General features: G+C 67.4%; 22 protein-coding genes. 15 read left to right on the top strand and 7 right to left on the bottom strand.

The annotated features are described in order from the left end of the window. Positions 1-188 precede the first annotated feature (188 nt). Together pdxH and ACE3N9_RS11300 are read left to right on the top strand one after the other, a co-directional pair. Positions 189-818 carry a pyridoxamine 5'-phosphate oxidase gene (gene pdxH / locus ACE3N9_RS11295; protein WP_374283827.1) on the top strand — a complete coding sequence of 210 codons (630 nt, stop codon included), beginning with the start codon at positions 189-191 and terminating at the stop codon, positions 816-818. After that, positions 815-1,762 (top strand): cation diffusion facilitator family transporter, encoded by a 948-nt coding sequence (locus ACE3N9_RS11300; RefSeq protein WP_374283828.1) that lies wholly within the window; start codon positions 815-817, stop codon positions 1,760-1,762. The genes pdxH and ACE3N9_RS11300 overlap by 4 nt, the downstream gene beginning before the upstream one ends. 10 nt (positions 1,763-1,772) lie before the next feature. Here the strand turns inward: ACE3N9_RS11300 and ACE3N9_RS11305 are convergent, their stop codons facing one another. Then, complete coding sequence (locus tag ACE3N9_RS11305) at positions 1,773-2,366, bottom strand: hypothetical protein (RefSeq protein ID WP_374283829.1); 594 nt, start codon at positions 2,364-2,366, stop codon at positions 1,773-1,775. Between the two features lie 105 nt (positions 2,367-2,471). Then, the gene (locus tag ACE3N9_RS11310) at positions 2,472-3,593 is read right to left on the bottom strand and encodes a serine hydrolase domain-containing protein (protein ID WP_374283830.1); all 1,122 of its coding nucleotides are present in this window, start codon (positions 3,591-3,593) and stop codon (positions 2,472-2,474) included. Positions 3,594-3,623: 30 nt separating this feature from the next. Here ACE3N9_RS11310 and ACE3N9_RS11315 point away from each other — a divergent pair, with 30 nt between their 5' ends. The 3 genes from ACE3N9_RS11315 to ACE3N9_RS11325 all read left to right on the top strand — a co-directional run bounded on the left by ACE3N9_RS11315 (position 3,624) and on the right by ACE3N9_RS11325 (position 5,909). After that, positions 3,624-3,974 (top strand): hypothetical protein, encoded by a 351-nt coding sequence (locus tag ACE3N9_RS11315; RefSeq protein WP_374283831.1) that lies wholly within the window; start codon positions 3,624-3,626, stop codon positions 3,972-3,974. A gap of 103 nt (positions 3,975-4,077) precedes the next feature. Next, positions 4,078-5,121 carry a mannose-1-phosphate guanylyltransferase gene (locus ACE3N9_RS11320; RefSeq protein WP_374283832.1) on the top strand — a complete coding sequence of 348 codons (1,044 nt, stop codon included), beginning with the start codon at positions 4,078-4,080 and terminating at the stop codon, positions 5,119-5,121. Next, positions 5,118-5,909 (top strand): class I mannose-6-phosphate isomerase, encoded by a 792-nt coding sequence (locus ACE3N9_RS11325; protein WP_374283833.1) that lies wholly within the window; start codon positions 5,118-5,120, stop codon positions 5,907-5,909. The genes ACE3N9_RS11320 and ACE3N9_RS11325 overlap by 4 nt, the downstream gene beginning before the upstream one ends. Here the strand turns inward: ACE3N9_RS11325 and mnmA are convergent. Next, positions 5,906-7,060 carry a tRNA 2-thiouridine(34) synthase MnmA gene (mnmA, locus tag ACE3N9_RS11330; RefSeq protein WP_374283834.1) on the bottom strand — a complete coding sequence of 385 codons (1,155 nt, stop codon included), beginning with the start codon at positions 7,058-7,060 and terminating at the stop codon, positions 5,906-5,908. The genes ACE3N9_RS11325 and mnmA overlap by 4 nt on opposite strands. A gap of 438 nt (positions 7,061-7,498) precedes the next feature. On the opposite strand from mnmA, the gene ACE3N9_RS11335 reads away from it, so the two are divergent. The 7 genes from ACE3N9_RS11335 to ACE3N9_RS11365 all read left to right on the top strand — a co-directional run bounded on the left by ACE3N9_RS11335 (position 7,499) and on the right by ACE3N9_RS11365 (position 15,907). After that, positions 7,499-7,798: a DUF1153 domain-containing protein gene (locus ACE3N9_RS11335; RefSeq protein WP_374283835.1), complete on the top strand. Its 300-nt coding sequence runs from the start codon at positions 7,499-7,501 to the stop codon at positions 7,796-7,798. Between the two features lie 103 nt (positions 7,799-7,901). Then, a complete protein-coding gene (locus tag ACE3N9_RS11340; protein WP_374283836.1) occupies positions 7,902-8,174 on the top strand; it encodes a GlsB/YeaQ/YmgE family stress response membrane protein in 273 nt (90 codons plus the stop codon). A gap of 261 nt (positions 8,175-8,435) precedes the next feature. Continuing rightward, positions 8,436-9,632: an efflux RND transporter periplasmic adaptor subunit gene (locus ACE3N9_RS11345; protein ID WP_374283837.1), complete on the top strand. Its 1,197-nt coding sequence runs from the start codon at positions 8,436-8,438 to the stop codon at positions 9,630-9,632. A gap of 29 nt (positions 9,633-9,661) precedes the next feature. Beyond that, on the top strand, positions 9,662-13,087 hold the full coding sequence (locus tag ACE3N9_RS11350; protein WP_374283838.1) for an efflux RND transporter permease subunit: 3,426 nt from the start codon (positions 9,662-9,664) through the stop codon (positions 13,085-13,087). 47 nt (positions 13,088-13,134) lie between these two features. Further along, the gene (locus ACE3N9_RS11355; protein WP_374283939.1) at positions 13,135-14,343 is read left to right on the top strand and encodes a DUF445 domain-containing protein; all 1,209 of its coding nucleotides are present in this window, start codon (positions 13,135-13,137) and stop codon (positions 14,341-14,343) included. After that, entirely contained in the window at positions 14,340-14,864 is a 525-nt protein-coding gene (locus ACE3N9_RS11360; RefSeq protein ID WP_374283839.1) for a GNAT family N-acetyltransferase, read from the top strand. The genes ACE3N9_RS11355 and ACE3N9_RS11360 overlap by 4 nt, the downstream gene beginning before the upstream one ends. Positions 14,865-14,887: 23 nt before the next feature. Next, positions 14,888-15,907, top strand: a complete 1,020-nt coding sequence (locus ACE3N9_RS11365; RefSeq protein ID WP_374283840.1) for a DUF2804 domain-containing protein — start codon at positions 14,888-14,890, stop codon at positions 15,905-15,907. A 58-nt stretch (positions 15,908-15,965) separates the two neighbouring features. Here the strand turns inward: ACE3N9_RS11365 and ACE3N9_RS11370 are convergent, their stop codons facing one another. The 3 genes from ACE3N9_RS11370 to sucC all read right to left on the bottom strand — a co-directional run bounded on the left by ACE3N9_RS11370 (position 15,966) and on the right by sucC (position 19,142). Continuing rightward, positions 15,966-16,898 carry an electron transfer flavoprotein subunit alpha/FixB family protein gene (locus ACE3N9_RS11370; RefSeq protein WP_374283841.1) on the bottom strand — a complete coding sequence of 311 codons (933 nt, stop codon included), beginning with the start codon at positions 16,896-16,898 and terminating at the stop codon, positions 15,966-15,968. Further along, the gene (locus ACE3N9_RS11375; RefSeq protein WP_374283842.1) at positions 16,898-17,650 is read right to left on the bottom strand and encodes an electron transfer flavoprotein subunit beta/FixA family protein; all 753 of its coding nucleotides are present in this window, start codon (positions 17,648-17,650) and stop codon (positions 16,898-16,900) included. Before ACE3N9_RS11375 ends, ACE3N9_RS11370 begins: the two co-directional genes overlap by 1 nt. A gap of 295 nt (positions 17,651-17,945) precedes the next feature. Next, entirely contained in the window at positions 17,946-19,142 is a 1,197-nt protein-coding gene (gene sucC / locus ACE3N9_RS11380) for an ADP-forming succinate--CoA ligase subunit beta (protein WP_374283843.1), read from the bottom strand. A 168-nt stretch (positions 19,143-19,310) separates the two neighbouring features. Here sucC and ACE3N9_RS11385 point away from each other — a divergent pair, with 168 nt between their 5' ends. Further along, positions 19,311-20,096: a 3'(2'),5'-bisphosphate nucleotidase CysQ gene (locus tag ACE3N9_RS11385; RefSeq protein WP_374283844.1), complete on the top strand. Its 786-nt coding sequence runs from the start codon at positions 19,311-19,313 to the stop codon at positions 20,094-20,096. A gap of 41 nt (positions 20,097-20,137) precedes the next feature. On the opposite strand, the gene ACE3N9_RS11390 is transcribed toward ACE3N9_RS11385, so the two are convergent. Next, on the bottom strand, positions 20,138-20,833 hold the full coding sequence (locus ACE3N9_RS11390) for an OmpA family protein (RefSeq protein ID WP_374283845.1): 696 nt from the start codon (positions 20,831-20,833) through the stop codon (positions 20,138-20,140). 151 nt (positions 20,834-20,984) lie between these two features. Between ACE3N9_RS11390 and ACE3N9_RS11395 the strand changes: the two genes are divergently transcribed. After that, entirely contained in the window at positions 20,985-22,301 is a 1,317-nt protein-coding gene (locus tag ACE3N9_RS11395; RefSeq protein WP_374283846.1) for a hemolysin family protein, read from the top strand. 266 nt (positions 22,302-22,567) lie between these two features. Then, positions 22,568-25,927: a putative Ig domain-containing protein gene (locus tag ACE3N9_RS11400; RefSeq protein WP_374283847.1), complete on the top strand. Its 3,360-nt coding sequence runs from the start codon at positions 22,568-22,570 to the stop codon at positions 25,925-25,927. Positions 25,928-26,448: the final 521 nt, after the last annotated feature.

The following is a 26,448-nucleotide window of genomic DNA, read 5'->3' on the forward strand; positions in this document are numbered from 1 at the left end:
GGCCCAACCACCCGTTTAAGGTACCCTGTGGGTGGTTGGGCCGGGGGAGCGGGCCGGCCAGGCCAAGCTGATCGCGGAGGCGATCAGCGCACCCAACAAGGAATCCTTCCCGCACCGGCATATGCCGGAAAGGGAATTGCGAGACACTCGCGCTTTCTTCGCAGGCGCAGCACGGCTATGATGCGCGCATGGATGAAACCCAGGTCGCCAATGCCATCCCCGATGCCGCGCCCTTTGCGCTGTTCGACGAATGGTTCGCCGAAGCGAAGAAGCACGAGCCCAACGATCCCGAGGCGGTGGCCGTTGCCACGGCGACGCCCGATGCCATGCCATCGGTGCGGATGGTGCTGATGAAGGATCACGGGGCCGACCTGCTGGGCCCGCACGGCGGCTTTGTGTTCTATACCAACAGCCACAGCCGCAAGGGCGGCGAATTGCTCGCCAACCCGCAGGCGGCGATGCTGTTTCACTGGAAGTCGCTGCGCCGCCAGATCCGCATCGAAGGAACCATCGCCCCGGTGCCCGATGCGATGGCCGATGCCTATTTCGCCAGCCGCAGCCGCGATTCGCAGCTGGGTGCCCATGCCAGCGACCAGTCCGCCCCGCTCGATTCGCGCGCCACGTTCCTGGCCCGGATTGCGAAGACGACGGCGCGCCACCTGGTCGGGCAGGTGCCGCGCCCACCGCACTGGACCGGCTTCTGCCTGACTCCCAGCGCGTTCGAATTCTGGATGGACCGCCCCTTCCGCCTGCACGAACGCCGCCGGTTCACCCGGCTGGCCGAAGGCGGCTGGGCGAGCACGCTGCTGTTCCCATGACGGACGCCAACGCCCTTAACCGCAGTGCGGCCATTGCCTCGATCGCGGTGGCGCTGCTGCTGGTCGGGCTCAAGGCCTGGGCCGCGCTGTCGACCGGTTCGACCGCGATGCTGGGCAGCCTGGCCGATACTGTGCTCGACCTCGTCGCCTCGATCGCGACGCTGGCCGGGGTCTGGGTGGCAGCCCAGCCCGACGATCAGAACCACCGTTTCGGCCACGGCAAGGCCGAGGCGCTGGCGGCGATGTTCCAGGTGGTGCTGATCTCGATTTCGGCGCTCAGCCTGGCGCTGCGCGCGGTACAGCAGTGGTTCGCCGGGGCGCGCCCCGAAGGCGCGGAAGGCGGGATCATCGTGTCCGGCATTGCCATGGCCGCGACGATCCTGTTGCTGCTGTGGCAGCGCTATGTGATCCGCCGCACCGGCAGCCTGGCGATCAGCACCGACAACGTCCACTACAAGTCGGACCTGTTCCTCAACCTGGCAGTAATCGCGGCGCTGGCGCTGGACCAGTACGCCGGGATCCGCGGGGCGGATTCGGTGTTTGGCCTGGCGATCGCGCTGTGGCTGGGCTGGGGCGCCTGGGGCGCATCGCAGGAAGCGATCGAGCAGCTGATGGACCACGAATGGCCCGCCGAAAAGCGCGACCGCTTTCTGGAAGTGGTCGCCCGCCACCCCGAACTGCGCGGGCTGCACGACCTGCGCACCCGCACGTCTGGCAACCGCGATTTCGTCCAGTTCCACGTTGCGGTCGACCCGCAGATGACGGTGCGCGCCGCGCATGACGTGATGGACGACATCGAGATGAAGCTGATGGCGGAGTTTCCGGGGATCGAGATCCTGATCCATCCCGATCCGGAAGGCCATGTTGATCCGACCGACCTGTCGAGCAAGGACCTGCTGGCCGGGATCGATCCGGACAAGGCGGGTGAGACCGCAAACTCATAGTGGAGCGCGGCTAGTGCGGTATTGAACTCTGCCGCATAAAGTCGGGTAACCACCGCTCGAGTGCCCCGTGAGCAATGGGCGCGATCAGTTCGGCGATGCGATTGTTGGGGTGGTCGCCGCAAAAACCGCTCGACCATTGACTGCCTTCACCGCCGAGCCGTTCGGTGACATAGCCGGGCCCGTCAGTGCAGACGACAAGTTCCCCCTTCGTATCTTCGAGCTGGGGTTGTTTGCGTCGGAGTTGAGCGTCGATTTGGCGAGACAGCGCTTCAAATCGGGGCGTCGTCATTTCGATGGCTAGCGTCGCGGTGGTCACCCAACGATGCGATGGATGTCCCATCAGGAGCGTCATTGTCCCAGTTGCCCACTCAGCATCTCGTCGATGAATCTCGATTATGACGCCCCGGCCGCCAAGCGCTGGCGTCGAGCTGAAGCGAACGACGTCATCGCCAATCGTATCCAGCGCAGGCGCATTTGTGGCTTCCAGCACATCAGCCTTGCGCGGGTAAGGGCCGGTGCCAGTGTCAGCATGGCAGATTGAAGCGGTGGATATTGAGCCAATCGCCGCCGCTATCGCGAAAAATTGTCGAATTGCACCTGACATCGCTTCCCCCGCCTGATCGCAATAGTCTCTCGACAACCAACTACGACCGATTTTCCCGCTGGCGCAAAGCCGGATTGTTGGACCGGCGTCAGCTGGAAAAACTCCCTACTTCCCCGCGTAGAGTTGCGCGATCCGGGCGATGGCGGCACGGACCGGTTCGTGCTGGCCATCATCGGTCTTGCCCAGGCGGACCACGGTCAGCCCCGTGCCGGGGACGACCAGCACATATTGCCCCAGATGGCCGTTCATCGAAAAGGCGCTGGCCGGCAGGCGTGGCCACTGCACCGAACCGTCACCGGCCTGCGGGCGGTTGAGCCAGATCTGCGCGCCGTAGCCGGGGTTGCGCGGGCTGGGCGTGGTCATGAACTCGATCCAGCCCGATGGCACCAGCTGCGCGCCGCGCACCGCGCCCTTGTTGCGCAGGAATTCGCCGAAGCGGGCCCAGTCGCGCGCGGTGCCGTGGATCAGGCTGCCGCCGATCAGCGTGCCGGCCGCGTCATATTCGGGGACCATGCTTTTCATCCCCAGCGGTTCGAACAGCCGGGTGCGCAGGTAATCGCCCACCAGGCGGCGGCGTTCGGCGGGATCGTTGGTCGCGCTCAGCGCGCGGGCGGCGAGGTCCGCCAGGATCACCGTGGTCGCGCTCGAATATTCCCACTTCTTGCCCGGTTCGGCCTCGAGCGGCTGCGCCTCGGCATAGGCGGCCATGGCATCGCGCCCGTCGAGGAACAGCATCCGCGCGGTGTCGGTCAGGTAGGGCGGGCCTTCCGCCTCGACATGTTGCAGGCCGGAGCGCATCTGCAGCAACTGGCGCAGGGTAATCTCGCCGCGCGGATCGCCGGGGCGCTGCCAGGCCGGGATCGGCGCGCTTTCATCCAGCCGCAGCCGCCCGTCGCTGACCAGCTGGCCGATCATCACCCCGGTGATCGTCTTGGCCATCGACCAGGAGACGAAGCGGGTGTTCTCGTGATAGCCGGGGGCGTAGCGTTCGGCCACGATCCGCCCGTCCTTCAGGACCACGACGGCGCGGGTTTCGGCCATTTCGGGCTGGCTGAACAGCGCGTCCACCGCGCGGGCCAGCGCCTCGCGCGGCACGCCGGGCTGCTTGACCACCGCCTTGACCGCCTCGGGGGCAAGGGGGGGCGGGCCATCGGCCGGGCGGGCGCAGCCGATCAGGGCTGGCAGCAGCAGCGCGGGCAGGATAAGGGGCAGGCGGCGTGTCGGCATGGCGCGCATCACTTGCCCAAAGGCTGGCCAATGGCAACCGCAAAGCAGACCGCTTCAACCCCGCCCCGGCGGCGCATCAATCGACTGGTCCTGGCGCTCGTCCTGGTCGGCGCTGCGCTGCTGGCGTGGTTCTGGGCGCCGCTGCACGGCTATGCCCGGATCGGTGCGGCTTACGGTGCGCGGGTCGCCTGTTCGTGCCGCTTCGAAGGAGGGCGGGCGCTGGGCGATTGCCGCAAGGATTTCGAGCCGGGGATGGAACTGGTCATGCTGAGCGAGGATGCCGAGGCCAAGAGCGTGACCGCCCGGTTCCCGCTGCTGGCCCGCGAAACCGCGACCTACCGCGAGGGTGAGGGTTGCCGGCTGGAGGCATGGCACGAATAATTTGCGCGGCTGCGGGCAGTATTTTCAAATCTTAATCCGCCTGTGCTAACGGGGGGCCAAGAGAGGGTCGGTTAACCATGAGACCGGGTCGGATTTGAGGGCGATGAACGACTTGCAGATTTTCCCGGTCATCCTTTGCGGCGGCAGCGGCACGCGGCTGTGGCCGCGTAGCCGTGCGACCAAGCCCAAGCCGTTCCTGCCGCTGGTGGGCGACAGCACCCTGTTCGAGGCGACACTGGCGCGCTGCGACCCCGCGTCGGGTTTTGCCGCGCCCGTGGTGGTCACCGGCGCCGCCCACGTCGCCCATATCGAAGCGCAGCTGCACGATCCCGCCGGCGCGCAGGTGATCGTCGAGCCATCGGCCCGCAACACCGCCGCCGCGATCGCGCTGGCGGCGCTGCGCCTGCCGCAAGACGCCGTGATGCTGGTCTGCCCCAGCGATCACCACATTGCCGATCCCGCCGCCTTCCGCCGCGCCGCGCTGGCCGCGGCCGGCCTGGCCGCGCAGGGCTGGCTGGTGTCGATCGGGATCGAGGCGCAGAGCCCGGAAACCGGGTTCGGCTATCTCCAGCGGGGCGAGCCGATCGGCGCGGACGGCTTCCGCACCGCGCGCTTCGTGGAAAAGCCCGACCTGGAGCGGGCCCGGCAATTCATCGCCTCTGGCGACTATGCGTGGAATGGCGGGATCTTTGCCTTCGGGGTCGGTACCTTCCTGCGCGAGCTTGAGGCTCATGCGCCCGCGATCCTGGCCGCCGCGCGCGCCGCCGTGGCGTCCGGGCACAGCGAAGGGCACCTGTTCTTCCCCGGCGCGGAGGAATTTGCGCAGGCGCCGTCGATCTCGGTCGACTATGCGGTGATGGAGCCGACCGCGCACAAGGCGATGGTCCCGGCCGACATGGGCTGGTCCGACATCGGCAGCTGGGATGCACTGCACGCGGCGGTGGAGCGCGACGCCGATGGCAACAGCCCGCGCGGCGCGGTCGAACTGGTCGATTGCCGCAACGTGCTGGTCGATAGCGACGGGCCGCGCGTGTCGGTGATCGGGTTGAGCGACGTGGTGATCGTGATCGACGGCAACGATGTGCTGGTGACCACCCACGACGGGGCGCAGAAGGTCGGCAAATTGCACGGCGCCGTCCACCAGTGAGCGCATTGCTGCCGATCCGGATGGTCGACCGGCCGTGGGGGCGCACCAGCCTGCCTGCGCCGTTCGTGATCCCGGCAGGGCAGCGTATCGGCGAAGTCTGGTTCGAACCGCAGCCGCTGCTTGACCAGTTGCTGGTCAAATACATCTTCACCAGCGAGGCGCTGTCGGTTCAGGTCCACCCTGCGGATGACCAGGCCCCGGCAGGTCAGCGCGGCAAGGAGGAGTGCTGGCTGGTGCTGGATGCCGAGCCGGGCGCGCGGCTGGGGATCGGGTTCGACCGGGCGCATTCCGCCGAAGCACTCCGGGCCGCCGCGCGCGATGGCAGCATCGAAAAGCTGCTGACCTGGCATCCGGTCCAGACGGGCGATTTCTTTTCCATCCCGGCGGGCACGGTCCACGCGATCGGCGCGGGCGTGGCGCTGATCGAGGTGCAGCAGAACAGCGACATCACCTATCGCCTGTACGATTACGGCCGCCCGCGCGAACTGCATCTGGAAGCCGGCATGGCCGTGGCGCGCTGCCAGCCCTATCCGCCGACACTGCACCGGCAGGTGCCCGGCAGCGGTCATGTGGTACTGGTCGATGGCCCGTTGTTCCGGCTCGACCGGCTGGACGGCCCGCCCGATGCGGCCACCCGCGCGCGGTTCGACGGCCCGGTCCTGGCGATCCCGCTGGACGGCGCGGTGCGAATCGCGGGTGAAACGATCCTGCCGGGGCAGTGCGGCCAGGCCGCGAGCCTTGATGCGGTGGAGATCGGTGGCCGCTGCCTGATCGCGCAGGGCTGCTAGTCGGCCAGAACCGCCGGTTCGGTTGCCTCGATCCAGCCGCCGCCAACCACGCGGTCCCCACTATAGAGCACCGCCGCCTGGCCCGGCGCAACGCCGTATTCGGGCGCGGCGAAGCGGATCGTCACGCTACGGCCTTCGCCCAGTTCGCCTTCCAGCGTGACCGGGACGGGCTTGGCCAGCGAACGCACCTTGGCCAGCAGCGGGCCGCCGGGCAGCGGGCCGATGCGGTTGGTCTCGCCGATCCGCGCCGCGCCCACCGCCAGCAGGCGGCGCGGGCCAACCAGCACGCGGTGCTGCGCGGCGTCGATCCCGGTGACGTAGAGCGGTTCGGCCTGGCCGCCGATTTCCAGCCCACGGCGCTGGCCGACGGTGTAATGGATGATCCCCTTGTGCGCGCCCAGCACCGCGCCGGTTTCAGCGTGGACAATCTCGCCCCCCAGTTCCGCTTCCGGGCGGACCGCGCGGACCACCTTGGCATAGTCGCCATCGGGGACGAAGCAGATGTCCTGGCTGTCGGGCTTGGCTGCGACGCGCAGCCCTTCGGCCTCGGCAATCCGGCGCACTTCGCTTTTTGGCAGGCCGCCCAGCGGGAAGCGCAGGAAATCAAGCTGCGCCTCGGTCGTGGCGTAAAGGAAATAGGACTGGTCGCGGGCCGGATCGGCGGCGCGGTGCAGTTCCGGCCCGGCCGGGCCGATCACGCGGCGCACGTAATGCCCGGTCGCCAGGCAGTCCGCCCCCAGCTCGCGCGCCATGGTCATCAGGTCGGTGAATTTCGGCCCCATGTTGCAGCGGATGCAGGGAATGGGCGTGCGGCCGTTAAGGTAATCGTCGGCGAAGCGCTCGACCACTTCCTCGCGGAAGGCGCTTTCGTGATCGAACACGTAATGGGCGATTCCCAGCCGGTCGGCCACGGCGCGGGCATCGCGGATGTCGTCGCCCGCGCAGCACGCGCCCTTGCGGCCCGTGGCGGCGCCGTAATCGTAAAGTTGCAGCGTCACCCCGATCACTTCGGCGCCGCTGCGCGCGGCCAGCGCGGCCACGACCGAGCTGTCGACTCCGCCCGACATGGCGACGACGATGCGCTTGCCGGCCAGCGGCTCGGCCAGCTGGAACAGCTCTGCAGCAGGGGAAATGGCGGGATTCTGGGGCATGGCGGCGCCCCCTTACACCCCGGGGGGCGGGCGGGGCAATTCATTAGGCAATCTCAACACAAGGTAAATCGCCGCTTTACCTGATCTTGACCAAGCTGGGTCTACAAGCCTGCTCATGGAGATCGGAAGCCAGCTTATTGCCAGCCTGCGGGACCGGCTTGGAAGTGGCGGCAGCGCGTGCGTTGCCGACCAGTTCGACTGGGCCGGCCTGCATGCGCGACTCGCCGCGGCCCATGCCGCGCGGCGCGCGCTGCGGGACGGGGGTGCGGCGGGCGTGCTGCTTTCGGGCTCCTTCGCGGATTGGGCCAGGGTCGCGGGTCAATCCGGGGATTATGCCTCACACGGCATTAACCCTATGAGTTCAGCAGATGGAAAAATCCCCGCGGGCATTGGATGCGGCAGCGCCGGTCAACCCGTTGCCGGCGGTCGAGGATAAACATGATCGAGAACCAGAAGATCCGACCCGCGATGGTAATCGGCCCGCTTGGCGAGCCGCTGACGATCGATTCGCTTCCGTCGCCCAACACCACCCGCTGGGTCGTGCGGCGCAAGGCCGAAGTGGTCGCGGCGGTCAATGGCGGCCTGCTGACGATCGACGAGGTGTGCGAACGCTATGGCCTGACGCTGGAGGAATTCGCCAGCTGGCAGCGCGCGGTCGACCGGTCGGGCATGCAGGGCCTGCGCGTGACGCGGATCCAGCACTACCGCGATCTGTACGAGCGCCAGCTCAAGTACTGATCCACGCCTGTTGAACCACACCGGGGCGCAAGTCCCGGTTTCCAGCAGCGCCCGGCCCGGATAGGCTGGGCGCTGTTGATTCGTGGCCGGGAGGCGCAAGGGCATGTTCGATCTGTTGCTGGCCGCGATCAGCGGGGGGATCATCGGCTGGCTGGCCAGCCTGGTGATGAACCGCGATGCCGCGATGGGCGTCATGGCCAATGTGGTGGTCGGCTGCCTGGGTTCGGCGCTGGGCCGCGCTGCGCTGGGCCTGGTGCCCGGCGGCGTCCGGCTCGATGGCGATCCGTTCGACTGGCGGGTCCTGCTTGCCGGCCTGGCCGGCGCGGTGCTGCTGCTGGCCGCGGCCAACCTGATCCAGCGCGGGCGCCTGCGCTAGCCTTGCGCGCGGATGCCCGGCCCGCTGTGCCCGAAGGGACACAGTGACGCGGCGTTTGCCGAAGCGCATCAGCACTTTGCCGAGCTTTGCGTTGCGCCTGCACTCACGCGCGCCTATTCGGCGGGATCAAATGCGGAACCATGCCGGAAGCCCGGGGCTTGCGGTTGGTGATATAGCATAGTAATACAGCTCTGCCCGCGCTTGCGCTCCGCCTTGTCTGGCGGGCGGCCCGGACGGAGCAAGACAGAGGCGATGCCGGCAATGAATTATGACTCGCGGATCGAAACCCAGGCCGAAGGCGATGGCACCGCGACGGACGTGGTCAATCCCCTGCTCGAACCGGACGAGGAGGATCAGGCCTCGCGCAAGCGGCTGTGGATCATCGCCGCGGTTGTGCTGGTGGCGCTGGTCGCGATCTACTGGCTCAGCCATCGCGGCGCGGGCGATGGCGCCGCCGATGCCAAGGCGCAGGTCCCGCTGGTCAGCGTGATCTCGCCCGGCAGCGCGACGATCCAGGGTGAAATCAACGCCAGCGGCTCGCTCGCCGCGCGGCGCGAATTGCCGGTCGGCGTGCCGGGCGAAGGCGGTCAGGTGGTCTCGGTGCTGGTCGAACCCGGCCAGTGGGTCGGCGCGGGCCAGGTGCTGGCGGTGATCGACCGTTCGGTCCAGGCCCAGCAGCAGGCCAGCCAGGCCGCGCAGATCCAGGTCGCCCGCGCCAATGCCGCGCTGGCCCAGGCCAATTTCGACCGTGCGCTCAAGCTGGTCGACAAGGGCTTCGTCTCGCAGGCCGATGTCGATCGCCTGCGCGCCTCGCGCGATGCCGCCGCCGCGCAGGTCCAGGTCGCCGGGGCGCAGCTGGGCGTGCTCCAGGCGCAGACCCGCCGGCTCAACGTGATCGCCCCCGCCGCCGGGCTGGTGCTCGAACGCAAGGTCGAACCGGGCCAGGTCGTCAGCGGCGGCTCGGGCGTGCTGTTCCGCCTGGCCAAGGGCGGCGAAATGGAAATGAAGGCGCTGCTGGGCGAAGTGGACCTGGCCAAGATCAGCCAGGGCGTCAGCGCCGCGGTCACTCCGGTCGGCGCGACGACCAGCTTCACCGGCGAGGTCTGGCAGGTGTCGCCGGTGGTCGATCCCGCCACCCGCCAGGGCACCGCGCGGATCGCGCTGGCCTATGCCCCGGAACTGCGCCCGGGCGGCTTTGCCAATGCCGTGATCAAGGCGGGCACCGTGGTCGCCCCGATGCTGCCCGATAGCGCGATCCTGTCGGACGCCAAGGGCAGCTACGTCTATGTCGTGGGCAAGGGCAACAAGGTGGAGCGGCGCGACGTGAAGACCGGGCTGATCACCGGCAACGGCACCGCAGTGGTCGCCGGCCTGACCGGCAGCGAGCGGATTGTCGCGCGTTCGGGGGCCTTCCTGGCCCCGGGCCAGGAAATCAAGCCGCAATTGGTGAGCAAGTGACCCTGCCGGGCGAGCGGAGCTGAACCGACATGAATTTCCGCAACATCTCGGCCTGGTGCATCCGCAACCCGATCGTCCCGATCGTGCTGTTCGCCGGCCTGATCCTGGCCGGCGTGGTCAGCTTCTCGCGCATGCAGATCCAGAACGATCCGGACATCGAATTTCCGGTCGTGCGGGTCATCATCTCGCAGCCCGGCGCCGCGCCGACCGAAATCGAAAAGCAGATCACCCAGAAGGTCGAAGCCGCGGTGCGGACGATCAACGGGATCGAATCGATCGGCTCGACCGCGTCCGAAGGGATGAGCGCCACCGGCATCCAGTTCCAGATCGGCGTCGACGTCAACGAGGCGGTGAACGAGGTCAAGAACGCGGTCGACCAGGCCCGCGGCGACATGCCCGACGGGATTCTCGAACCGCAGGTGTTCAAGGTCCAGGGCTCGTCCTTCCCGATCGCCTATTACGCGATCGCGGCCGATGACATGACCATGGAGCAGCTGTCGTGGTTCACCGATGATACGGTGTCCAAGCGGCTCCAGGCGATCCCGGGCATGGCCGCGGTCAAGCGCGGCGGCGGGGTGGACCGTGAAATCATGGTCACGCTCGATCCGGCGCGGATGCAGTCGCTGGGGGTCACCGCCAGCCAGGTCAACCTGGCGCTGCGCGGGCTCAACCTCAACGCGGCGGGCGGCAAGGCCGAAATCGGCGGTTCGCGCCAGTCGGTCCGCGTGCTGGGCAACGCGGCCGATGCCTATACCCTGTCGCAGGCGGAAATCTCGCTGGGCGCGGGGCGGTTCATCAAGCTGAGCGACATTGCCGAGGTCAAGGACGGCTACAAGGAAATCAGCGCGATTTCCAAGAACGCCGGCAAGCCGGTGGTGACCTTCTCGATCGCGCGCGCGCGCGGCGCCTCCGACGTGTCGGTGTTCGACGATGCGACCAAGGAAATCGCCAAGATCGAGAAGGAGAACCCAGGGGTCAAGGTGACCACGCTGTTCACTTCGGTCGAATATACCAAGCAGCAGTACGAAAGCTCGATTTCGGCCATGGTCGAAGGGGCGATCCTGGCGGTCGTGGTGGTGTTCTTCTTCCTGCGCGACTGGCGCGCCACGGTCATCTCGGCCATCGCCATCCCGCTGTCGGCGATCCCGACCTTCTGGTTCCTCAGCACCTGGCTGGGCTTCACGCTCAACCAGATGTCGCTGCTCGCGCTCAGCCTGGTGGCCGGCGTGCTGGTCGATGACGCGATCGTCGAGATCGAGAATATCGTGCGGCACATGCGCATGGGCAAAAGCGCCTACCAGGCGTCGATCGACGCGGCTGACGAAATCGGGCTGGCGGTGGTCGCCACCACCTTCTCGATCGCGGCGGTGTTCCTGCCGGTGGGCTTCATGCCGGGCATTCCGGGCCAGTTCTTCAAGAACTTCGGCTTCACCGTGGTCATCTCGGTGCTGCTCAGCCTGGCCGTGGCGCGCATGATCACGCCAATGGTCGCGGCCTATTTCCTGAAAGCCCACGGGCAGGAGGAACACGGCAGCGGCCCGTGGATGGACCGCTACCTGAACGTGCTGCGCTGGTCGCTCGACAAGAGCGCGGCCGAAGCGGACCGGGCGCGGCTGGCCCATGTCCATTCGCGGCTCGCGTTCCACCTGCCGGCGCTGGGCCTGGGCCTCCTCGCCGCGATCGCCAGCCAGGTCGCCCCGCGGCTCCAGGCCCGCCCTGATGGCACCCCGGCGCCCGACGTGTCGCTGGGCATGGCCTTCCTGACCTGGATCGGCGCCTACATCGCGATCATGCTGCTGACTTTCGTGGTCGGGATGATCTGGGGCAAGCTGCGCGGCTGGGACAATCATCCGCTGACCGCGCGGACCCGCTGGATCATGACCTATTTCCGCGATCACCGGGTGTGGATGCTGGGCGTGGGCCTGTTCGCGCTGATGCTGACCGGCGTGCTTCTGGTGACCACGCCGAAGCAGTTCTTCCCGCAGATCAACAGCGATTTCGGCGAAATCTCGATCGAAATGGTCCCCGGCACGACCCTGGCCCAGACCGAGGCCGTGGCCGACAAGGTGACCGAGATCCTGTTCCAGGATCCCGATGTCTACCTTGCCCCGGAAAGCATCCGCGAAGGGCAGGCCAGCCTGTTCATCACCTATCGCAAGGATCGCGACAGCACGAGCCAGGAGATCGAACGCCGGCTGACCCCCAAGCTGCTGCAGATCCCCGATGCGCGGATCAGCTTTGTCGAACAGGGCGGCGGGCCGCCGTCGAACGGGCCGAACCGCCCGGTGGTGGTGATGCTGACCGGCAGCAATCCGGAAGTGCTGGAAACCACCGCCAACCAGCTGGCCGAGGAAATGCGCAAGATGCCGGATCTGGTCGCGCCCCGCGTCAGCGCCGACATGCGCCGCCCCGAAGTGGTGATCACCCCGCGGCTGGACCTGGCCGCCAGCCTGGGCGTGTCCACCGCCGCGCTCAGCCAGGCGATCCGCATCGCCACGATCGGCGAAATCGACCAGAACGCCGCCAAGTTCTCGCTGTCGGACCGCCAGGTGCCGATCCGGGTGCGGCTGGCGGAAAGCTCGCGGCGCGACCTGTCGACCATCCAGAACCTGCCGGTGCCCACCGCCAGCGGCGGATCGGTGCCGCTGGCCAGCGTCGCCGAAATCTCGATGGGTTCCGGCCCGGTCAGCATCCAGCGCTACAACCAGCAGCGCCGCACTTACATCTCGGCTGACCTCGCCCCCGGGGTCTACCAGGGCGAGGCGATGGCCAAGGTCAAGGAAATGCCCTTGATGAAGAACCTGCCCAATGGCGTGTCGAACGAGGCCGCCGGGCAGACCAAGTTCCTGGAAGAGCTGATCACCAGCTTCACCATCGCGGTCGTCTCGGGCATCCTGCTGGTCTTCGCGGTGCTGGTGCTGCTGTATCACCGGCTGGTGTCGCCGCTGGTCAACATGGCCTCGCTGTTCCTGGCGCCGCTGGGCGGGCTGATCGCGATCTTCCTGATCGGCCAGCCGATTTCGCTGCCGGTGTTCATCGGCATCCTGATGCTGTTCGGGATCGTTGCCAAGAACTCGATCCTGCTGATCGACTTCGCGATCGAGGAAATGAGCCGCGGCGCGGACAAGTTCGAAGCGATCGTCGAAGCCGGGCACAAGCGCGCCCAGCCGATCATCATGACCACGGTGGCGATGACCGCGGGCATGGTGCCGACCGCCGTCTCGCTGACCGGCGACGGGGCCTGGCGCGCGCCGATGGGCACGGTGGTGATCGGCGGGCTGATCCTGTCGACCGCGCTGACCCTGCTGATCGTGCCCGCGGGCTTCAGCCTGGCCGACGGGGTGGAAAAGCGGCTGGGGCCCAAGCTGCGCCGCATGTTCCTCAGCTATGACCCGGCAGAGGCGCGCCGCGAACGCCAGGCCGCCGCCGCGGCAGAGGGCTTCCCGGCCGAGTGAGCCGGAGCGCCCCCGCCCCGGCGGCCCCGCCGGACCGCGCCCTGCGCATGCGCCGCACGGCAACGGCGCTGCTGGTGGCCATGGCCGCGCTGTTCCTGCTGGCGCGCACTTTCCAGCACAGCCATCCGCTGTGGCCGTGGCTGCTGGCCTTTGCCGAAGCCGGCATGGTCGGCGGCATGGCCGATTGGTTCGCGGTGACGGCGCTGTTCCGCCGCCCGCTTGGCCTGCCGATCCCGCACACCGCGATCATCCCGGAAAACAAGGACCGCATCGCCGATACGATGGCGGTGTTCCTGCGCGACAATTTCCTCACCCCGCAAGTGGTCGCACGGCGGCTGGCGGGGATGAACCTGGCCGGCGCGGCGGGCGACTGGCTGGCCGATCCCACGCGCGGCGGCAGCACCCGGCTGCGCGACGGGGCAGCCGAATTGCTCGCCCAGGTGCTCGAATCGCTCGATCCCGAACGGCTCGGCACGCAGGTGCGCGGCGGGCTGTTTCGCCAGATCGACCGGCTGGAAGTGTCGCCGCTGATCGGCCAGATGCTGGCCGCGGCGATTGCCGACAAGCGCCACATGCCGGTGATCGAATCGCTGGTCCGCTGGACCGGACTGACGCTGGAAGACAACGAGGAACTGATCCGCGAGCTGATCCACCGCCGCGCCAATGCCGTGCTGCGCTGGACCGGGCTGGATGAAACGCTGGCCAATTCGGTGCTCGACGGGCTGTACAAGCTGCTCGCCGAAGTAATCGTCGATCCCGCGCATCCGCTGCGCGGCAAGGTCGAGGAAGGGCTGGCCAAGCTGGCCGATGACCTGCAGCACGATGCGGAGCTGCGCGAGCGGGTAGAGCGGCTGAAAAGCGAGCTGATGACCAACCCGGCTGTGTCGCGCTGGTGGCAGGGGGTGTGGGAACGGCTGCGCACCGGCATGCTGGCGCGGCTGCGCCGCCCGGCGGGCGAAAGCGGCGGCCAGATTGCCGAAGCGCTGACGGAACTCGGCCGTCACCTGCGCGATGATCCCGCCTTGCAGCGCCAGATCAACCGCTACACCCGCCGTACTGTCGTCGGCATCGCCAGCCGCTATGGCGACCAGATCGTCCGGTTGGTGTCGGAAACGGTGAAGCGCTGGGACGCGCAGACCGTGACCGACCGGATCGAGGGCGCGGTCGGCCGCGACCTGCAGTTCATCCGCATCAACGGCACGCTGGTTGGCGGGCTGGCCGGGGTTGCGATCCACGCGGTGGATGTGCTGCTGTGACCGCGCCGCTGCTCTCCACCGCGCGGTTCGAGCTGTGGCAACCGGCGCTGCGCGACCTGCCCGATCTCTATGCCCTGACGCTGGACGATGAGACGCGCCGGTTCCTCGGCTCGTTCGTGCCGAGCGAGATGGACGCTTTCAACCGCCTGCACCGCAACGCCGGGTCCTGGGCGCTGCACGGCTATGGCACTTTCATGGTTCGGCCGCGGGGGGCTGACCGGATCATTGCCAACTGCGGCGTGTTCCGCAGCCATCGCGGCTTTGGCCAGGGGCTGGACGATGTCGCCGAGGCTGGCTGGATCGTCCACAAGGACCACTGGGGCCTGGGCGTGGCGCGCGAAGTGATGGAAGCCGCGCTCGCCTGGTTCGACGCCGCCCACGGTCGCCAGCGGATCGCCTGCATGATCGAGGAAGGCCACGCAGCATCCGATGCCTTGGCGGGCAAGCTGGGCTTCGTGCGCTATGGCCGGCACCAGGGTGAAACCGGCCCGGCGCTGGTGCTGTACGAACGGCTGCCCTGACCGGGGCGGGGAGGGGAATCACCATGCAACACCGGATGCAGCCGGGGCCGCTGCTGGACAGCACCGGACGCCTGATCGACCCCGGCTATTCCACAGCCGAAGTGCGCCAGTATGATCGCGCTATGATCCGTGCCAGCGGCTGGCGGATCAAGGAATGGGATTACTACTGCATCCAGACCGATGCCCACGCCCTGGCCCTGACCGTGGCCGACAACGGCTATCTGGGATTCCTCGGGCTGTCGTGGATCGATCTGGAACAAGGCACGGCGATCAACCACGGCGCGGTCAGGCCGTTTCCGTTTGGCCGGATGCGCCTGCCCGCCAGCGCGGACAGCGGCAGCATCGACCAGCGGCAGGGCGAGGTGCGGATCGCTTTCGAGCAGCGTCCGGGCGAGCGCCGCCTGACCTTTAGCGCGCCGGGATTCGACCGGGGCCGGGGCCTGTCGGGCGAGGTGGTGCTGCGCCAGCCCGACGACGACCGGATGGTGATTGCCACCCCGTTCCCCGATGCGCCGCGCGCATTCTATTACAACCAGAAGCTGAACTGCCTGCCTGCCGCCGGCACGGTCACGCTGGGGGATCAGCAGATCGTGTTCGATCCCGCCAGCGCCTTTGCCGTGCTCGACTGGGGACGCGGGGTCTGGACCTATGACAACACCTGGTTCTGGGCTTCGGCCAGCGGGCTGCACCAGGGGCGGCGGTTTGGGTTCAACATCGGCTGCGGGTTTGGCGATACTTCGGCGGCGAGCGAGAACATGCTGTTCGTGGATGGCCGCGCGCACAAGCTGGACCAGGTCACCTGGCATCTGCCCGAAGGCCCGCTCGACGCCGCGCCGTGGCACTTCACCAGCAGTGACCGGCGCTTGGTAATGCGCTTTGATCCGATCGTGGACAGGCATGATACCGTGGACCTTGGCCTGTTCCGCACCAGCCAGCATCAGGTCTTCGGCCACTTTTCGGGCAAGGCCACCTGCGATGATGGCACCGTGCTGGAGTTCGCCGGGCTGACCGGCTTTGCCGAACGGGTCCACAACCGCTGGTAGCCCAAACAGAAAAGGCCCCGCCGAAGCAGGGCCTTTCCGTCTGGCGAAGCGCCTGGGCTCAGAGCTTGCCGGTCAGTTCCGGCACGGCGCTGAACAGGTCCGCAACCAGGCCGATGTCGGCAACCTGGAAGATCGGCGCGTCTTCGTCCTTGTTGATGGCGATGATGGTCTTGGAATCCTTCATCCCCGCCAGGTGCTGGATCGCGCCCGAGATGCCGACCGCGATGTAGACTTCCGGCGCAACGATCTTGCCGGTCTGGCCGACCTGGAAATCGTTGGGGACGTAGCCCGCGTCAACCGCCGCGCGGCTGGCGCCCACGCCCGCGCCGAGCTTGTCGGCGAGCGGGAAGATGGTGGCGGTGAAGGTTTCCGCGTCCTTGAGCGCGCGGCCACCCGAAACGATGATCTTCGCGCTGGTCAGTTCCGGACGTTCGCTCTTGGCGATTTCCGAGCCGACGAAAGTCGACAGGCCCGAATCCGCCCCGGCGGCAACCGCTTCGATGCTGCCCGAACCGCCGGTCGCGTCCGCCTTGGCAAAGGCGGTGCCGCGCACGGTGATCACCAGCTTGGCATCGCTCGATTCGACGGTGGCGATGGCGTTGCCGGCATAGATCGGGCGGGTGAAGGTCTGGGGGCCTTCAACCGACAGGATGTCCGAGATCTGCATCACGTCGAGCAGCGCGGCGACGCGCGGCGCAACGTTCTTGCCGGTGGTGGTGGCGGGCGCGACGAAAGCGTCGTGCGTCGCCATCAGGCCGGCCACCAGCGGCGCGACGTTTTCGGCCAGCGCGTTGGCATAGGCGGCGTCATCGGCGACGTGGACCGTGCCCACCCCGGCGATCTGCGCGGCGGCAGCGGCGGCGGCGCCGCAGTTGTGGCCAGCGACCAGCAGGTGCACTTCGCCCAGCTGGCTGGCGGCGGTCACGGCCGACAGGGTGGCGTCCTTGACCGAGGCGTTGTCGTGTTCGACCCAAACGAGCGTCTTAGCCATTACGCGACTCCCATTTCCTTGAGCTTGGCGACGAGGGCGTCCACGTCGGCCACCTTGATCCCGGCGCTGCGCACCGGCGGTTCGCTGACCTTGAGGGTCTTGAGGCGTGGCGCGATATCGACGCCGTAGTCAGCCGGGGCCTTGGTGGCGAGCGGCTTGCTCTTGGCCTTCATGATGTTCGGCAGCGAGGCATAGCGCGGTTCGTTCAGGCGCAGGTCGGTGGTGATCACCGCCGGCAGCGCCAGCTTGACCGTTTCCAGACCGCCGTCGATTTCGCGCTTCACGACCACCGCATCGCCTTCGACGGCGAGTTCGTTGGCGAAAGTGCCCTGCGGACGGCCGAGCAGCGCGGCGACCATCTGGCCAACCTGGTTGCTGTCGTCGTCGATCGCCTGCTTGCCGGTGATGATCAGGCCCGGGGCTTCCTCATCGGCGATGCCCTTGACGATCTTGGCCACGGCCAGCGGTTCCACTTCGACGCCATCGTCGACCTGGACCAGCACGGCGCGGTCCGCACCCATCGCCAGCGCGGTGCGCAGCGTTTCCTGGGCCTTGGCCGGCCCGACCGAAACCGCGACGATTTCGGTGACCACGCCCTTTTCCTTGAGGCGGATCGCTTCTTCGACGGCGATTTCGTCGAAGGGGTTCATGCTCATCTTGACATTGGCGAGATCGACGCCGGTGCCGTCGGACTTGACCCGCGGCTTGACGTTATAGTCGATCACGCGCTTCACGCAGACCAGGGCTTTCATGCTTGCAAGCCTTTCCTCTTGATGCTGCACCGCCGCATAGTTGTCGTTTACGTAAACGTCAACCAGCGATTAGGCGTTCGATTAAAGCTGTGACGCGACCCGCCATTGCCGCGCATTCACATGGGGTCAAGGGGTGAATCGGGCCATGTCCCTTGAGGCAGGTCCGATTTGTGCCCGCGATGGTCAGCAGTGCTTACGAATTGGCCGTCGCCGCCGCCAGCCGGGCAGCAAAAAGGCCGGTCCCGCGCCTGGCGGAACCGGCCTTTTGCAGTGGCCCTTGTCGGGGCCAGGTCGATCAGGCGACCTTGCGCACTTCCGCCACGATCTTCTGGGCGGCATCGCCCAGGTCGCTGGCCGAAACGATCGGCAGGCCCGACCCTTCGAGGATCTGCTTGCCCTGTTCGACGTTGGTCCCTTCGAGACGGACCACCAGCGGCACCGACAGGTTCACTTCCTTCGCCGCGGCAACGATGCCGTCGGCGATGATGTCGCACTTCATGATCCCGCCGAAGATGTTGACGAGAATGCCCTTCACCGCCGGATCCTTGAGGATGATCTTGAACGCGGCAGTGACCTTTTCCTTCGAGGCGCCGCCGCCCACGTCAAGGAAGTTGGCCGGGAATTCGCCGTTCAGCTTGATGATGTCCATCGTCGCCATGGCCAGGCCCGCGCCGTTGACCATGCAGCCGATGTTGCCATCGAGCTTGATGTAGGCGAGGTCGTACTTGCTGGCTTCGATTTCGGCCGGGTCTTCCTCGGTCTCGTCGCGCAGTTCCATCACGTCGGGGTGGCGGTACAGCGCGTTCGAATCGAAGCTCATCTTGGTGTCGAGCACCAGCAGCTTGCCGTCCGATTCGGCCAGCGGGTTGATTTCGATCATCGCGCAGTCGAGCGCCATGAAGGCGTCGTACAGCTGCTTGCCCAGCACCTGCGCCTGCTTGTTCAGGTCACCCTTCAGCTTCAGGCCGAAGGCCAGCGCGCGGCCGTGGTGCGGCATGAAGCCTTCGGCCGGGTCGATGGTGATGGTGGTGATCTTTTCCGGGGTTTCGTGGGCAACGTCCTCGATGCTCATCCCGCCTTCGGTCGACGCGATCATGGCGACGCGGCCGGTGGCGCGATCGACCAGCATCGACAGGTAGTATTCCTTGCCGATGTCCACCCCGTCGGTGATGTACAGGCGGTTGACCTGCTTGCCGGCGTCGCCGGTCTGGATCGTCACCAGCGTGTTGCCGAGCATTTCCTTGGCGTGGCTTTCCACTTCCTCGATGCTCTTGGCCAGGCGGACGCCGCCCTTGGCATCGGGGCCGAGTTCCTTGAACTTGCCCTTGCCGCGCCCGCCGGCGTGGATCTGGCTCTTCACGACATAGAGCGGCCCGGGCAGCTGCTTGGCAGCGGCGACGGCTTCTTCGACCGACAGGGCGGGGATGCCCGTGGGAATGGCGATGCCGAACTTGGCCAGCAGTTCCTTGGCCTGGTATTCGTGAATGTTCATCTGTTCAGGACTCCGCAGGGGAAAAGCGGCCGCAAGGCCTTTGTGCGCCGCCGCATAAGCATAGAGTGACAGGCTTGAAAAGGCCCCGATGGGGGTCCTAGGATAGAAATATGAACGCTAGTTGCGAGCTGTTCGCAGGTATTCGGCAAAATGGCCTGAACGGTTCCCTTGATTGACCGGGACCGCCTGGAAGCGATCGTCCGCGAGGCGGGGCGAATCGCCCTGTCGCGCTGGCCGGGTCATGGCCATGCGCTGCACACCTGGGAAAAGGACCCGGGCAACCCGGTGAGCGCGGCCGATCTGGAGGTTGACGGCTTTTTGAAGCGCGAGCTGGGGCTGCTGCTGCCGGCGGCGGGCTGGCTGTCGGAAGAAACGGTCGATGCGCCCGAACGGCTGGAAGGCGGGCTGATCTGGCTGGTCGACCCGATCGACGGGACGCGCGATTTCATCCGCGGCCGGGCGGGCTGGGCAGTGTCGGTCGCGCTGGTCAGCAGCGGGCGGCCCTTGCTCGGCATGCTGGCGGCCCCCGCGCGCGAGGAATTCTGGCAGGGCGAGGCCGGGCGGGGCAGCTGGCGCAACGGCGTGCGGCTGGTGGCCAGCCGGCGCACCGTGCTGCCCGGCGCGCGCGTTCCGGCCGAGGCGGTGCCCCACGGCGATGCCGACCTGGTGCCGGTCGCCCGGCCCAATTCGATCGCGCTGCGCATGGCGATGGTCGCCGCCGACGAGGCCGACCTGGTGGCGACTTTGCGCTGGGGCTATGAATGGGACATCGGCGCCGCCGCGCTGATCGCGCGCGAGGCGGGGGCGGCGGTGACCGATGTGTTCGGCGGCCCGCTCAATTACAACAAGCGCGATCCGCGCGCCTTTGGCGTGCTGGTCTCGTCGCCCGGCATCCACCAGGCGGCGGTCGACCGGCTGGCGGACCGCGCCCGCGAACTGTCCGCCGAAGGCTGAGCGCCGCCGCCCCGGACAAGCGCCCGGGGCGGCGAGCGGGATCAGTTGGAGCGTGCGGCCTGCACTTCCTCGACCGTGACCGGCACGATCTTGATTTCGACGCGGCGGTTCTTGGCGCGGCCATCGGGCGTGTCGTTCGACGCGACCGGCATGGTTTCGCCAAAGCCCTGGCTGCGCAGCCGCGCGGCGGGCACGCCCTGGGTGATCAGGTAGTTCATCACCGTGCGGGCGCGGCTTTCCGACAGGGTCTGGTTGAAGGCGTCCGATCCGGTCGAATCGGTGTGGCCGTAAACGTCGACCAGGCTGTCGGGATAGTCCTTGAGGCTTTGCGCCACCTTGTCGAGCGTGGCGCGGAACTCGGGCTTGAGGCTGGCGCTGCCGACGTCGAAGGTCACGCCGTCGGGCAGGTTGACCAGAATCGCCTTGCCGCCATCGGTTTCGGACACGTCCACGCCGCTGCCGGCGGTCTGTTCCTTCAGCGTCTTGATCTGCTGGTCCATCTTGTAGCCGACCACGCCGCCGGCCACGCCGCCGATCCCGGCACCGACGATGCGGCCCGTCTTGCCGCCGATCAGCCCGCCCAGCAGGCCGCCGACCACGGCCCCGCCAACCCCGCCGATCGCGGTGCGCGACACTTTCTTCTCACCCGTGTTCGGGTCGGTCACGCAGGCCGACACCGTCAGCAGCGAAGCGGCGGCAAAGCCCGAGACGAGCCAGCGCGATTTGTTGAAAGCCATGATGCGATCCCCTTTCCAGTACAGCACTTGCCGGAAGCTGTGGGCCCGGTAACCTGAACAGAATCTTGACCGCTTGTCCTGTCAATAGCTTGGCCACGTTCCGGCCCGCGCCCCCTTCGCCTTGGCGCAGGAATCTGCTATCGCCCGCCGGGTGAACCCGTTTCCCTGGACCGACGTTATCATCATCGCAGGCCTGATCCTGCTCAATGGCCTGTTCTCGATGTCGGAACTGGCGATCGTTTCGGCGCGCCCGGCGCGGCTGAAAGTGCTGGCTGAACGCGGCAGCAAGGGCGCGCGCACCGCGATGGAGCTGGCGTCCGATCCGGGCAAGTTCCTCTCGACCGTGCAAATCGGCATCACCCTGGTCGGCATCATCGCCGGCGCCTATTCCGGCGCCAGCCTGGGCGGCCCCACGGGTGAGCGGCTGGAAGCGCTGGGCCTGCCGCCGCACTGGGCGCCCGAAGCCGGCTTTGCCGTGGTCATCGCGATCACCACTTATGCCAGCCTGGTGGTGGGCGAACTGGTGCCCAAGCAGGTTGCCCTGCGCGCGGCCGAAGGAATCGCGGTGACCGCCGCCGTGCCGATGGCCGTGGTCGCGCGGGTCACCGCGCCGTTCGTCTGGCTGCTCGACACCTCCTCCGCGTTGCTGCTGCGGCTGATGGGAGTGCGGCACAAGGGCGAACACGCCCTCACGGCCGAGGAATTGCAGGTCGTCTTCGCCGAGGCGACCCGGTCCGGCGTGATCGAGGAGGACGAGCGCGCGATCATGACCGGGATCATGCGGCTGGCCGACCGCCCGGTGCGCGAGCTGATGACCCCGCGCACCGAGCTTGACACGATCGACCGCAAGGCGAGCGAGGACGAAGTCCGCGCCGCGATCAAGGACAGCCCGCATTCGCTGCTGCCGGTGGCCGATGGCAGCCCGGACAACATCGTCGGCGTGGTCAAGGTCAAGGAAGTGCTGGCGGTGCTGCTGGCGGGCAAGCGGCTGCAGATCGGGCGGCTGATGAAGAAGGCCGAAATCATCCCCGACCAGCTCGACGCGATGGACGCGCTGCGCATCCTGCAGCAGTCGGGCGTGTCGATGGCGCTGGTCCATGATGAATACGGCCACCTCGAAGGGGTGGTCACCCCGGCCGACCTGCTGGCGGCGATCGTCGGCAATTTCGCCAGCCACCAGGACGCGGGCGATTCGCCGATGCTGGTCGAGCGCGAGGACGGTTCGCTGCTGGTGTCCGGCGCGATGCCGGCGGATCTGCTGGCCGACCGCCTGGGGATCGAGCTGCCGGGCGACCGCGACTATGCCACCGCCGCCGGCTTTGCCCTGTCGGTGCTGAAACGCCTGCCCAAGGAAGGCGAGTATTTCGCCGATCAGGATTGGCGCTTCGAAGTGGTCGATATGGACGGGCGCAAGATCGACAAGCTGCTGGTCAGCGCGCTGGCCCGGCCCGAGCCCACGGCGGGCTGACCCCCGGCCCACCGGCCGCCCTCGTAGAACTACAGGGGAGCCAGGCCGGGCCGGAGCGGCCCGCCCGGCGGTGCTTGCGTAGATTCACGAAATTGTTGCTGCCGCGTTAACCCTGCATCCCCAGCATCAGGTCAATCCGTAAGGTGCGCCTGTCTTCGGGAGAGGATGGACGCGGCTTGCCATGCCGGACGTGTTCCGGCGTGGGCAGCCCCGTTTGCCCCGTTTGCCCCGTTGCCAGGCTCGCCAGACAGCCTCTGGAGACGGCGATGTTCCGCAAGCGCTTGAGTGCCCTGGTCCAGGTACTGATCCTGTTCCTGTCGATGTTTGCCTGGTCTGCGGCGGCCCATGCCGCGGGCGAGCACACGATCAACGGCATCACCGTGGCCACGATCCTGCCCAATGGGCAGAACGGGTCGCCCTACAGCTTCCAGATCCAGCCCAGCGGCACCGGCACGGCGGCGGGGCCATACACCTTCCAGCTGACCGGAGGGGCGCTGCCACTGGGGCTGACCCTGTCACCAACAGGGCTGGTCACCGGGGCGAGCTGCGAACACACCAACGGATCGCACAATTTCGATGTCCGCATCACGGCCGCCGGCGGGGCAGTCGCCGACTTTACGGGCCAGGCCCACTTCCAGATGAACATGACCTCCACCGGGGGCAACGGCAACTGCGTGATCACGCTGGGCGACATCCCCACCACCGGGACGGTCGGGATCACCTATGGCGCGACGATCGGCGCGGTTGGCGGTACCGGTAGCGGCTACGTCTTCACCCTGGCCAGCGGCAGCCTGCCGGCCGGCGTTTCGATGAGCGCGAGCGGCACGCTGAGCGGCACGCCGACCACGGCGGGCCCCTATACCTTCACCGTCCTGGCGACCGATTCGGCGGGCAACACCGGGGTGCGGACCTATACCGTCACGATCGGCGTGCCGCCCATCGTGGTCAATCCGCCCACGCTGCCGCCAGCCACCAACGGCACCCCCTATACGGCGAACATCAGCGCCACGGGCGGCACCGGCACCGGCTATACCTTTGCCGTGACCGCCGGTGCCCCGCCTCCGGGCCTGACGCTGGCCACTTCGGGCGCGCTCACCGGCACGCCGACCACGGCGGGCACCTATGGCTTCACTGTCACGGCCACGGATTCGGGCGGTAACAAGGGCTTCAGGGCCTATACCCTGGTGGTCCAGCCGGGCGCGGTGCTGACTGTCGCGCCGCCGGTCCTGCCCAATGGGGTCGAGGATTCGCCCTATGCCCAGACCATCACCGCCAGCGGCGGCACGGGCACGGGCTACAGCTTCGTGGTGACCACCGGCACCCTGCCGGCCGGGATCACGCTGGCCGCCTCGGGCGCGCTGGCCGGCACGCCGACCACGCCCGGCACCTATACCTTCACCGTCAAGGCCACCGATTCCGCCGGCAACACCGGCACCCGCGATTATACGCTGGTGATCCAGCCGATCGGCGCCATCGTGATCAGCCCGCCCACCCTGCCTGACGGCACGATCCTGACGGCCTATTCGCAGACCATTTCGGCCACCGGCGGGACTGGTACGGGCTATCAGTTCACCGTGGCCGCGGGCGCGCTGCCCACCGGCCTGACGCTGGCGGCCGATACCGGCGTGCTGGCGGGCACGCCCAGTGCGCGCGGCACCTTCTCCTTCACCGTCCAGGTGCAGGATTCGGGCGCTCACACCGCGACCCAGGCCTATGTGGTCAAGATCGTCGGCCACACGCTGACGATCGATCCGGCCACCCTGCCCGATGGCACCAACGGCACGCCCTATGCCCCGCAGACCGTCACGGCCTCGGGCGGCGCGGCGCCCTATGCCTATGCTGTGACGGCCGGCACGGTTCCCCCGGGGCTGACCTTCAGCGCCGCCGGGGTGCTCTCGGGCACGCCGACTTCGGTTGGCACCTACGGCTTCACCGTGACCGCCACCGACGTCGATGGCGACACCGGCACCCGCGCCTATACGGTGGCGATCAATGCCGGCCAGGTGCTGACCGTGCTGCCCACCGAGCTGCCGTTCGGTTACTGGCACACCCCCTACAGCGCCACCGTCACTGCCGTGGGCGGCACCGGCACCGGCTATACCTTCGCAATCACCGCGGGGGCGCTGCCGGCCGGGCTGACCATGACCAGCGGCGGGATCATGTCGGGTTCGCCCAATGCGACCGGGGATTTCAACCTGACTGTCACGGCCACCGATTCGGCCGGTAACACCGGGCTGCGCGCCTATACCCTGCATATCGATCCGGGTGCGGTGCTGGCGATCAATCCGCCGACCCTGCCTGGGGGCATGGTGAACGTGCCCTATTCGGTCACGGTCGTTGCCAGCGGCGGGGTCGCGCCCTACACCTACGCGGTGCTGGGCGGGGCGCTGCCCACCGGCTTGTCGCTCAACACCGCGAGTGGCGTGATCAGCGGGACGCCGCGCGTGACGGGGGCCTTCGTGGTCACCATCGGTGCGGTCGATTCGCTCGGCAACTACGGCAACCGGGTCTACACCCTGGCGATCTCGGCCCGTCCCGACCCGTCGAAGGACCGGGAAGTGATCGGCCTGATCGACGCCCAGTTCGGCCAGGCCAACCGCTTTGCCGAAGGTCAGGTCAACAATGTCATGCGGCACATGGAAAGCCTGCACTCGGCCTTCGATTGCAGCATCGACAACCAGCTGCGCGTCACCCAGGACACCACTGGTCGGCGCCTGCCGGGCCAGTCGGTGGGCGATCCGAACGCGGCCAATGGCGGCGCGGTGAATGCCGGCACCAAGGCTGAAGACGCCAAGGACAAGGCCACCTGCGACCACGGCCTGCGGCTGTGGGCGGCCGGTGCGATCGACTTCGACCGCAACGGTTCGAACCGGTTCGACAGCGAAGCGATCACCCTGGGGCTAGATGCCAAGCTGTCCGACCGCCTGATCCTGGGCGCCGGTTTCGGCCTCGGCTTCTCGGACGAACGGGTTGGCCTCAACGGCACCCATGCCAAGGGCGATGCGACCACGGCCCTGGCCTATGCCAGCTTCAACCCGGTCGGTTCGCTCTATCTCGATGCGCTGGGCGGCTACTCGTGGGTCGAGCTCGACAACCGCCGCTATGTCACCGTCAACGGCAACATCCTCGCCAGCAAGCGCAAGGGTGACGTCGGCTTCCTGTCGGTGGCGCTGACCGGCGAAACCCGCCTGCGGGAAGTCTTGCTCGCCGGTTACGCCCGGTTCGATTACTACGACATCAACCTCGACGGGTTCAGCGAAGTGGGGACCAATCCCTTCGCGCTGACTTTCGCCAAGTCGCAGCAGAAGCGCGAGGTTGCGGTGCTGGGGCTGCGGGCGGAACGCGACTATGCGCAAAGCTGGGGCATCCTGCGGCCCAAGCTGCGCGCCGAATACCGCCACCGCTTCAACGGCAGCTATGACCAGGCGATCGCCTACAGCGATACCCCGGGCACGCTGTACCAGCTGGTTCGCGCCAGCAACGAAGCGGACAACGTGGCGCTGACCGCCGGGCTCGAAGCCCTGACGGGCGGGGTCTCGATCAGCATCGAATACGGCACATCGGGGATGAGCCTGCACACGCTGGGCGGCCAGCAGGTGCGGCTGATGGTCCGGACTCGGCTATAGGGTCAGGCCCCCTTGGCCGCACCTTCGAGGTTTGAGTCAAAATGGCCTGTCGCGAGGAGAGAAGGCGCAGGAATATGTCGATATTTCAAGACTTCTTGACGCTGCGAGAGGCCATTTTGGCCAAATCCCTGCGGGACGGCAGAATGGCTTCCATCTCGAACGGAAATTCCCTTAGAAAGGCAACCAGCCTTCCCGGCGGGAATTTCCGTCCGATCTGTTCGCCATTCTGCCGCCTCGAAGGTGTGGCCAAGGGGGCCTGACCCTATTTTCCTGATCCTGGAGCCCGCCGGACAGCCGGGGGCCAGCGCGCCGCGCTGGCCCCCGGTTTGCGTTTGCCCCCGTCAGCCGCGCTGGCGCGATCGCGGTGCGAGCCCATTTGCCTAACGACCATTGATTCACGGCCTTGCCAATAATCACGATAAAACAGCGGCTTGAAAGGCCCTATCGGCGCCAGCGCGGATTATCTATTGACATTAGAAAATGTTCCGGGGAACATCGCGGCACAAGAGGATCATGGTGAC

It is taken from the genome of Novosphingobium sp., assembly GCF_041905565.1.
GTDB lineage: Bacteria > Pseudomonadota > Alphaproteobacteria > Sphingomonadales > Sphingomonadaceae > Novosphingobium.

What these genes read in the sequence shown, in the direction of transcription:
- ACE3N9_RS11300 (WP_374283828.1), top strand. Translation starts at nt 815, where the DNA reads ATGACGGACGCCAACGCCCTTAACCGCAGTGCGGCCATTGCCTCGATC.
- sucC (WP_374283843.1), bottom strand. Translation starts at nt 19,142, where the DNA reads ATGAACATTCACGAATACCAGGCCAAGGAACTGCTGGCCAAGTTCGGC.
- ACE3N9_RS11350 (WP_374283838.1), top strand. Translation starts at nt 9,662, where the DNA reads ATGAATTTCCGCAACATCTCGGCCTGGTGCATCCGCAACCCGATCGTC.
- ACE3N9_RS11365 (WP_374283840.1), top strand. Translation starts at nt 14,888, where the DNA reads ATGCAACACCGGATGCAGCCGGGGCCGCTGCTGGACAGCACCGGACGC.
- ACE3N9_RS11370 (WP_374283841.1), bottom strand. Translation starts at nt 16,898, where the DNA reads ATGGCTAAGACGCTCGTTTGGGTCGAACACGACAACGCCTCGGTCAAG.
- ACE3N9_RS11355 (WP_374283939.1), top strand. Translation starts at nt 13,135, where the DNA reads ATGCGCCGCACGGCAACGGCGCTGCTGGTGGCCATGGCCGCGCTGTTC.
- ACE3N9_RS11390 (WP_374283845.1), bottom strand. Translation starts at nt 20,833, where the DNA reads ATGGCTTTCAACAAATCGCGCTGGCTCGTCTCGGGCTTTGCCGCCGCT.
- ACE3N9_RS11375 (WP_374283842.1), bottom strand. Translation starts at nt 17,650, where the DNA reads ATGAAAGCCCTGGTCTGCGTGAAGCGCGTGATCGACTATAACGTCAAG.
- ACE3N9_RS11310 (WP_374283830.1), bottom strand. Translation starts at nt 3,593, where the DNA reads ATGCCGACACGCCGCCTGCCCCTTATCCTGCCCGCGCTGCTGCTGCCA.
- ACE3N9_RS11345 (WP_374283837.1), top strand. Translation starts at nt 8,436, where the DNA reads ATGAATTATGACTCGCGGATCGAAACCCAGGCCGAAGGCGATGGCACC.
- mnmA (WP_374283834.1), bottom strand. Translation starts at nt 7,060, where the DNA reads ATGCCCCAGAATCCCGCCATTTCCCCTGCTGCAGAGCTGTTCCAGCTG.
- pdxH (WP_374283827.1), top strand. Translation starts at nt 189, where the DNA reads ATGGATGAAACCCAGGTCGCCAATGCCATCCCCGATGCCGCGCCCTTT.
- ACE3N9_RS11400 (WP_374283847.1), top strand. Translation starts at nt 22,568, where the DNA reads ATGTTCCGCAAGCGCTTGAGTGCCCTGGTCCAGGTACTGATCCTGTTC.
- ACE3N9_RS11320 (WP_374283832.1), top strand. Translation starts at nt 4,078, where the DNA reads ATGAACGACTTGCAGATTTTCCCGGTCATCCTTTGCGGCGGCAGCGGC.
- ACE3N9_RS11335 (WP_374283835.1), top strand. Translation starts at nt 7,499, where the DNA reads ATGATCGAGAACCAGAAGATCCGACCCGCGATGGTAATCGGCCCGCTT.
- ACE3N9_RS11340 (WP_374283836.1), top strand. Translation starts at nt 7,902, where the DNA reads ATGTTCGATCTGTTGCTGGCCGCGATCAGCGGGGGGATCATCGGCTGG.
- ACE3N9_RS11315 (WP_374283831.1), top strand. Translation starts at nt 3,624, where the DNA reads ATGGCAACCGCAAAGCAGACCGCTTCAACCCCGCCCCGGCGGCGCATC.
- ACE3N9_RS11305 (WP_374283829.1), bottom strand. Translation starts at nt 2,366, where the DNA reads ATGTCAGGTGCAATTCGACAATTTTTCGCGATAGCGGCGGCGATTGGC.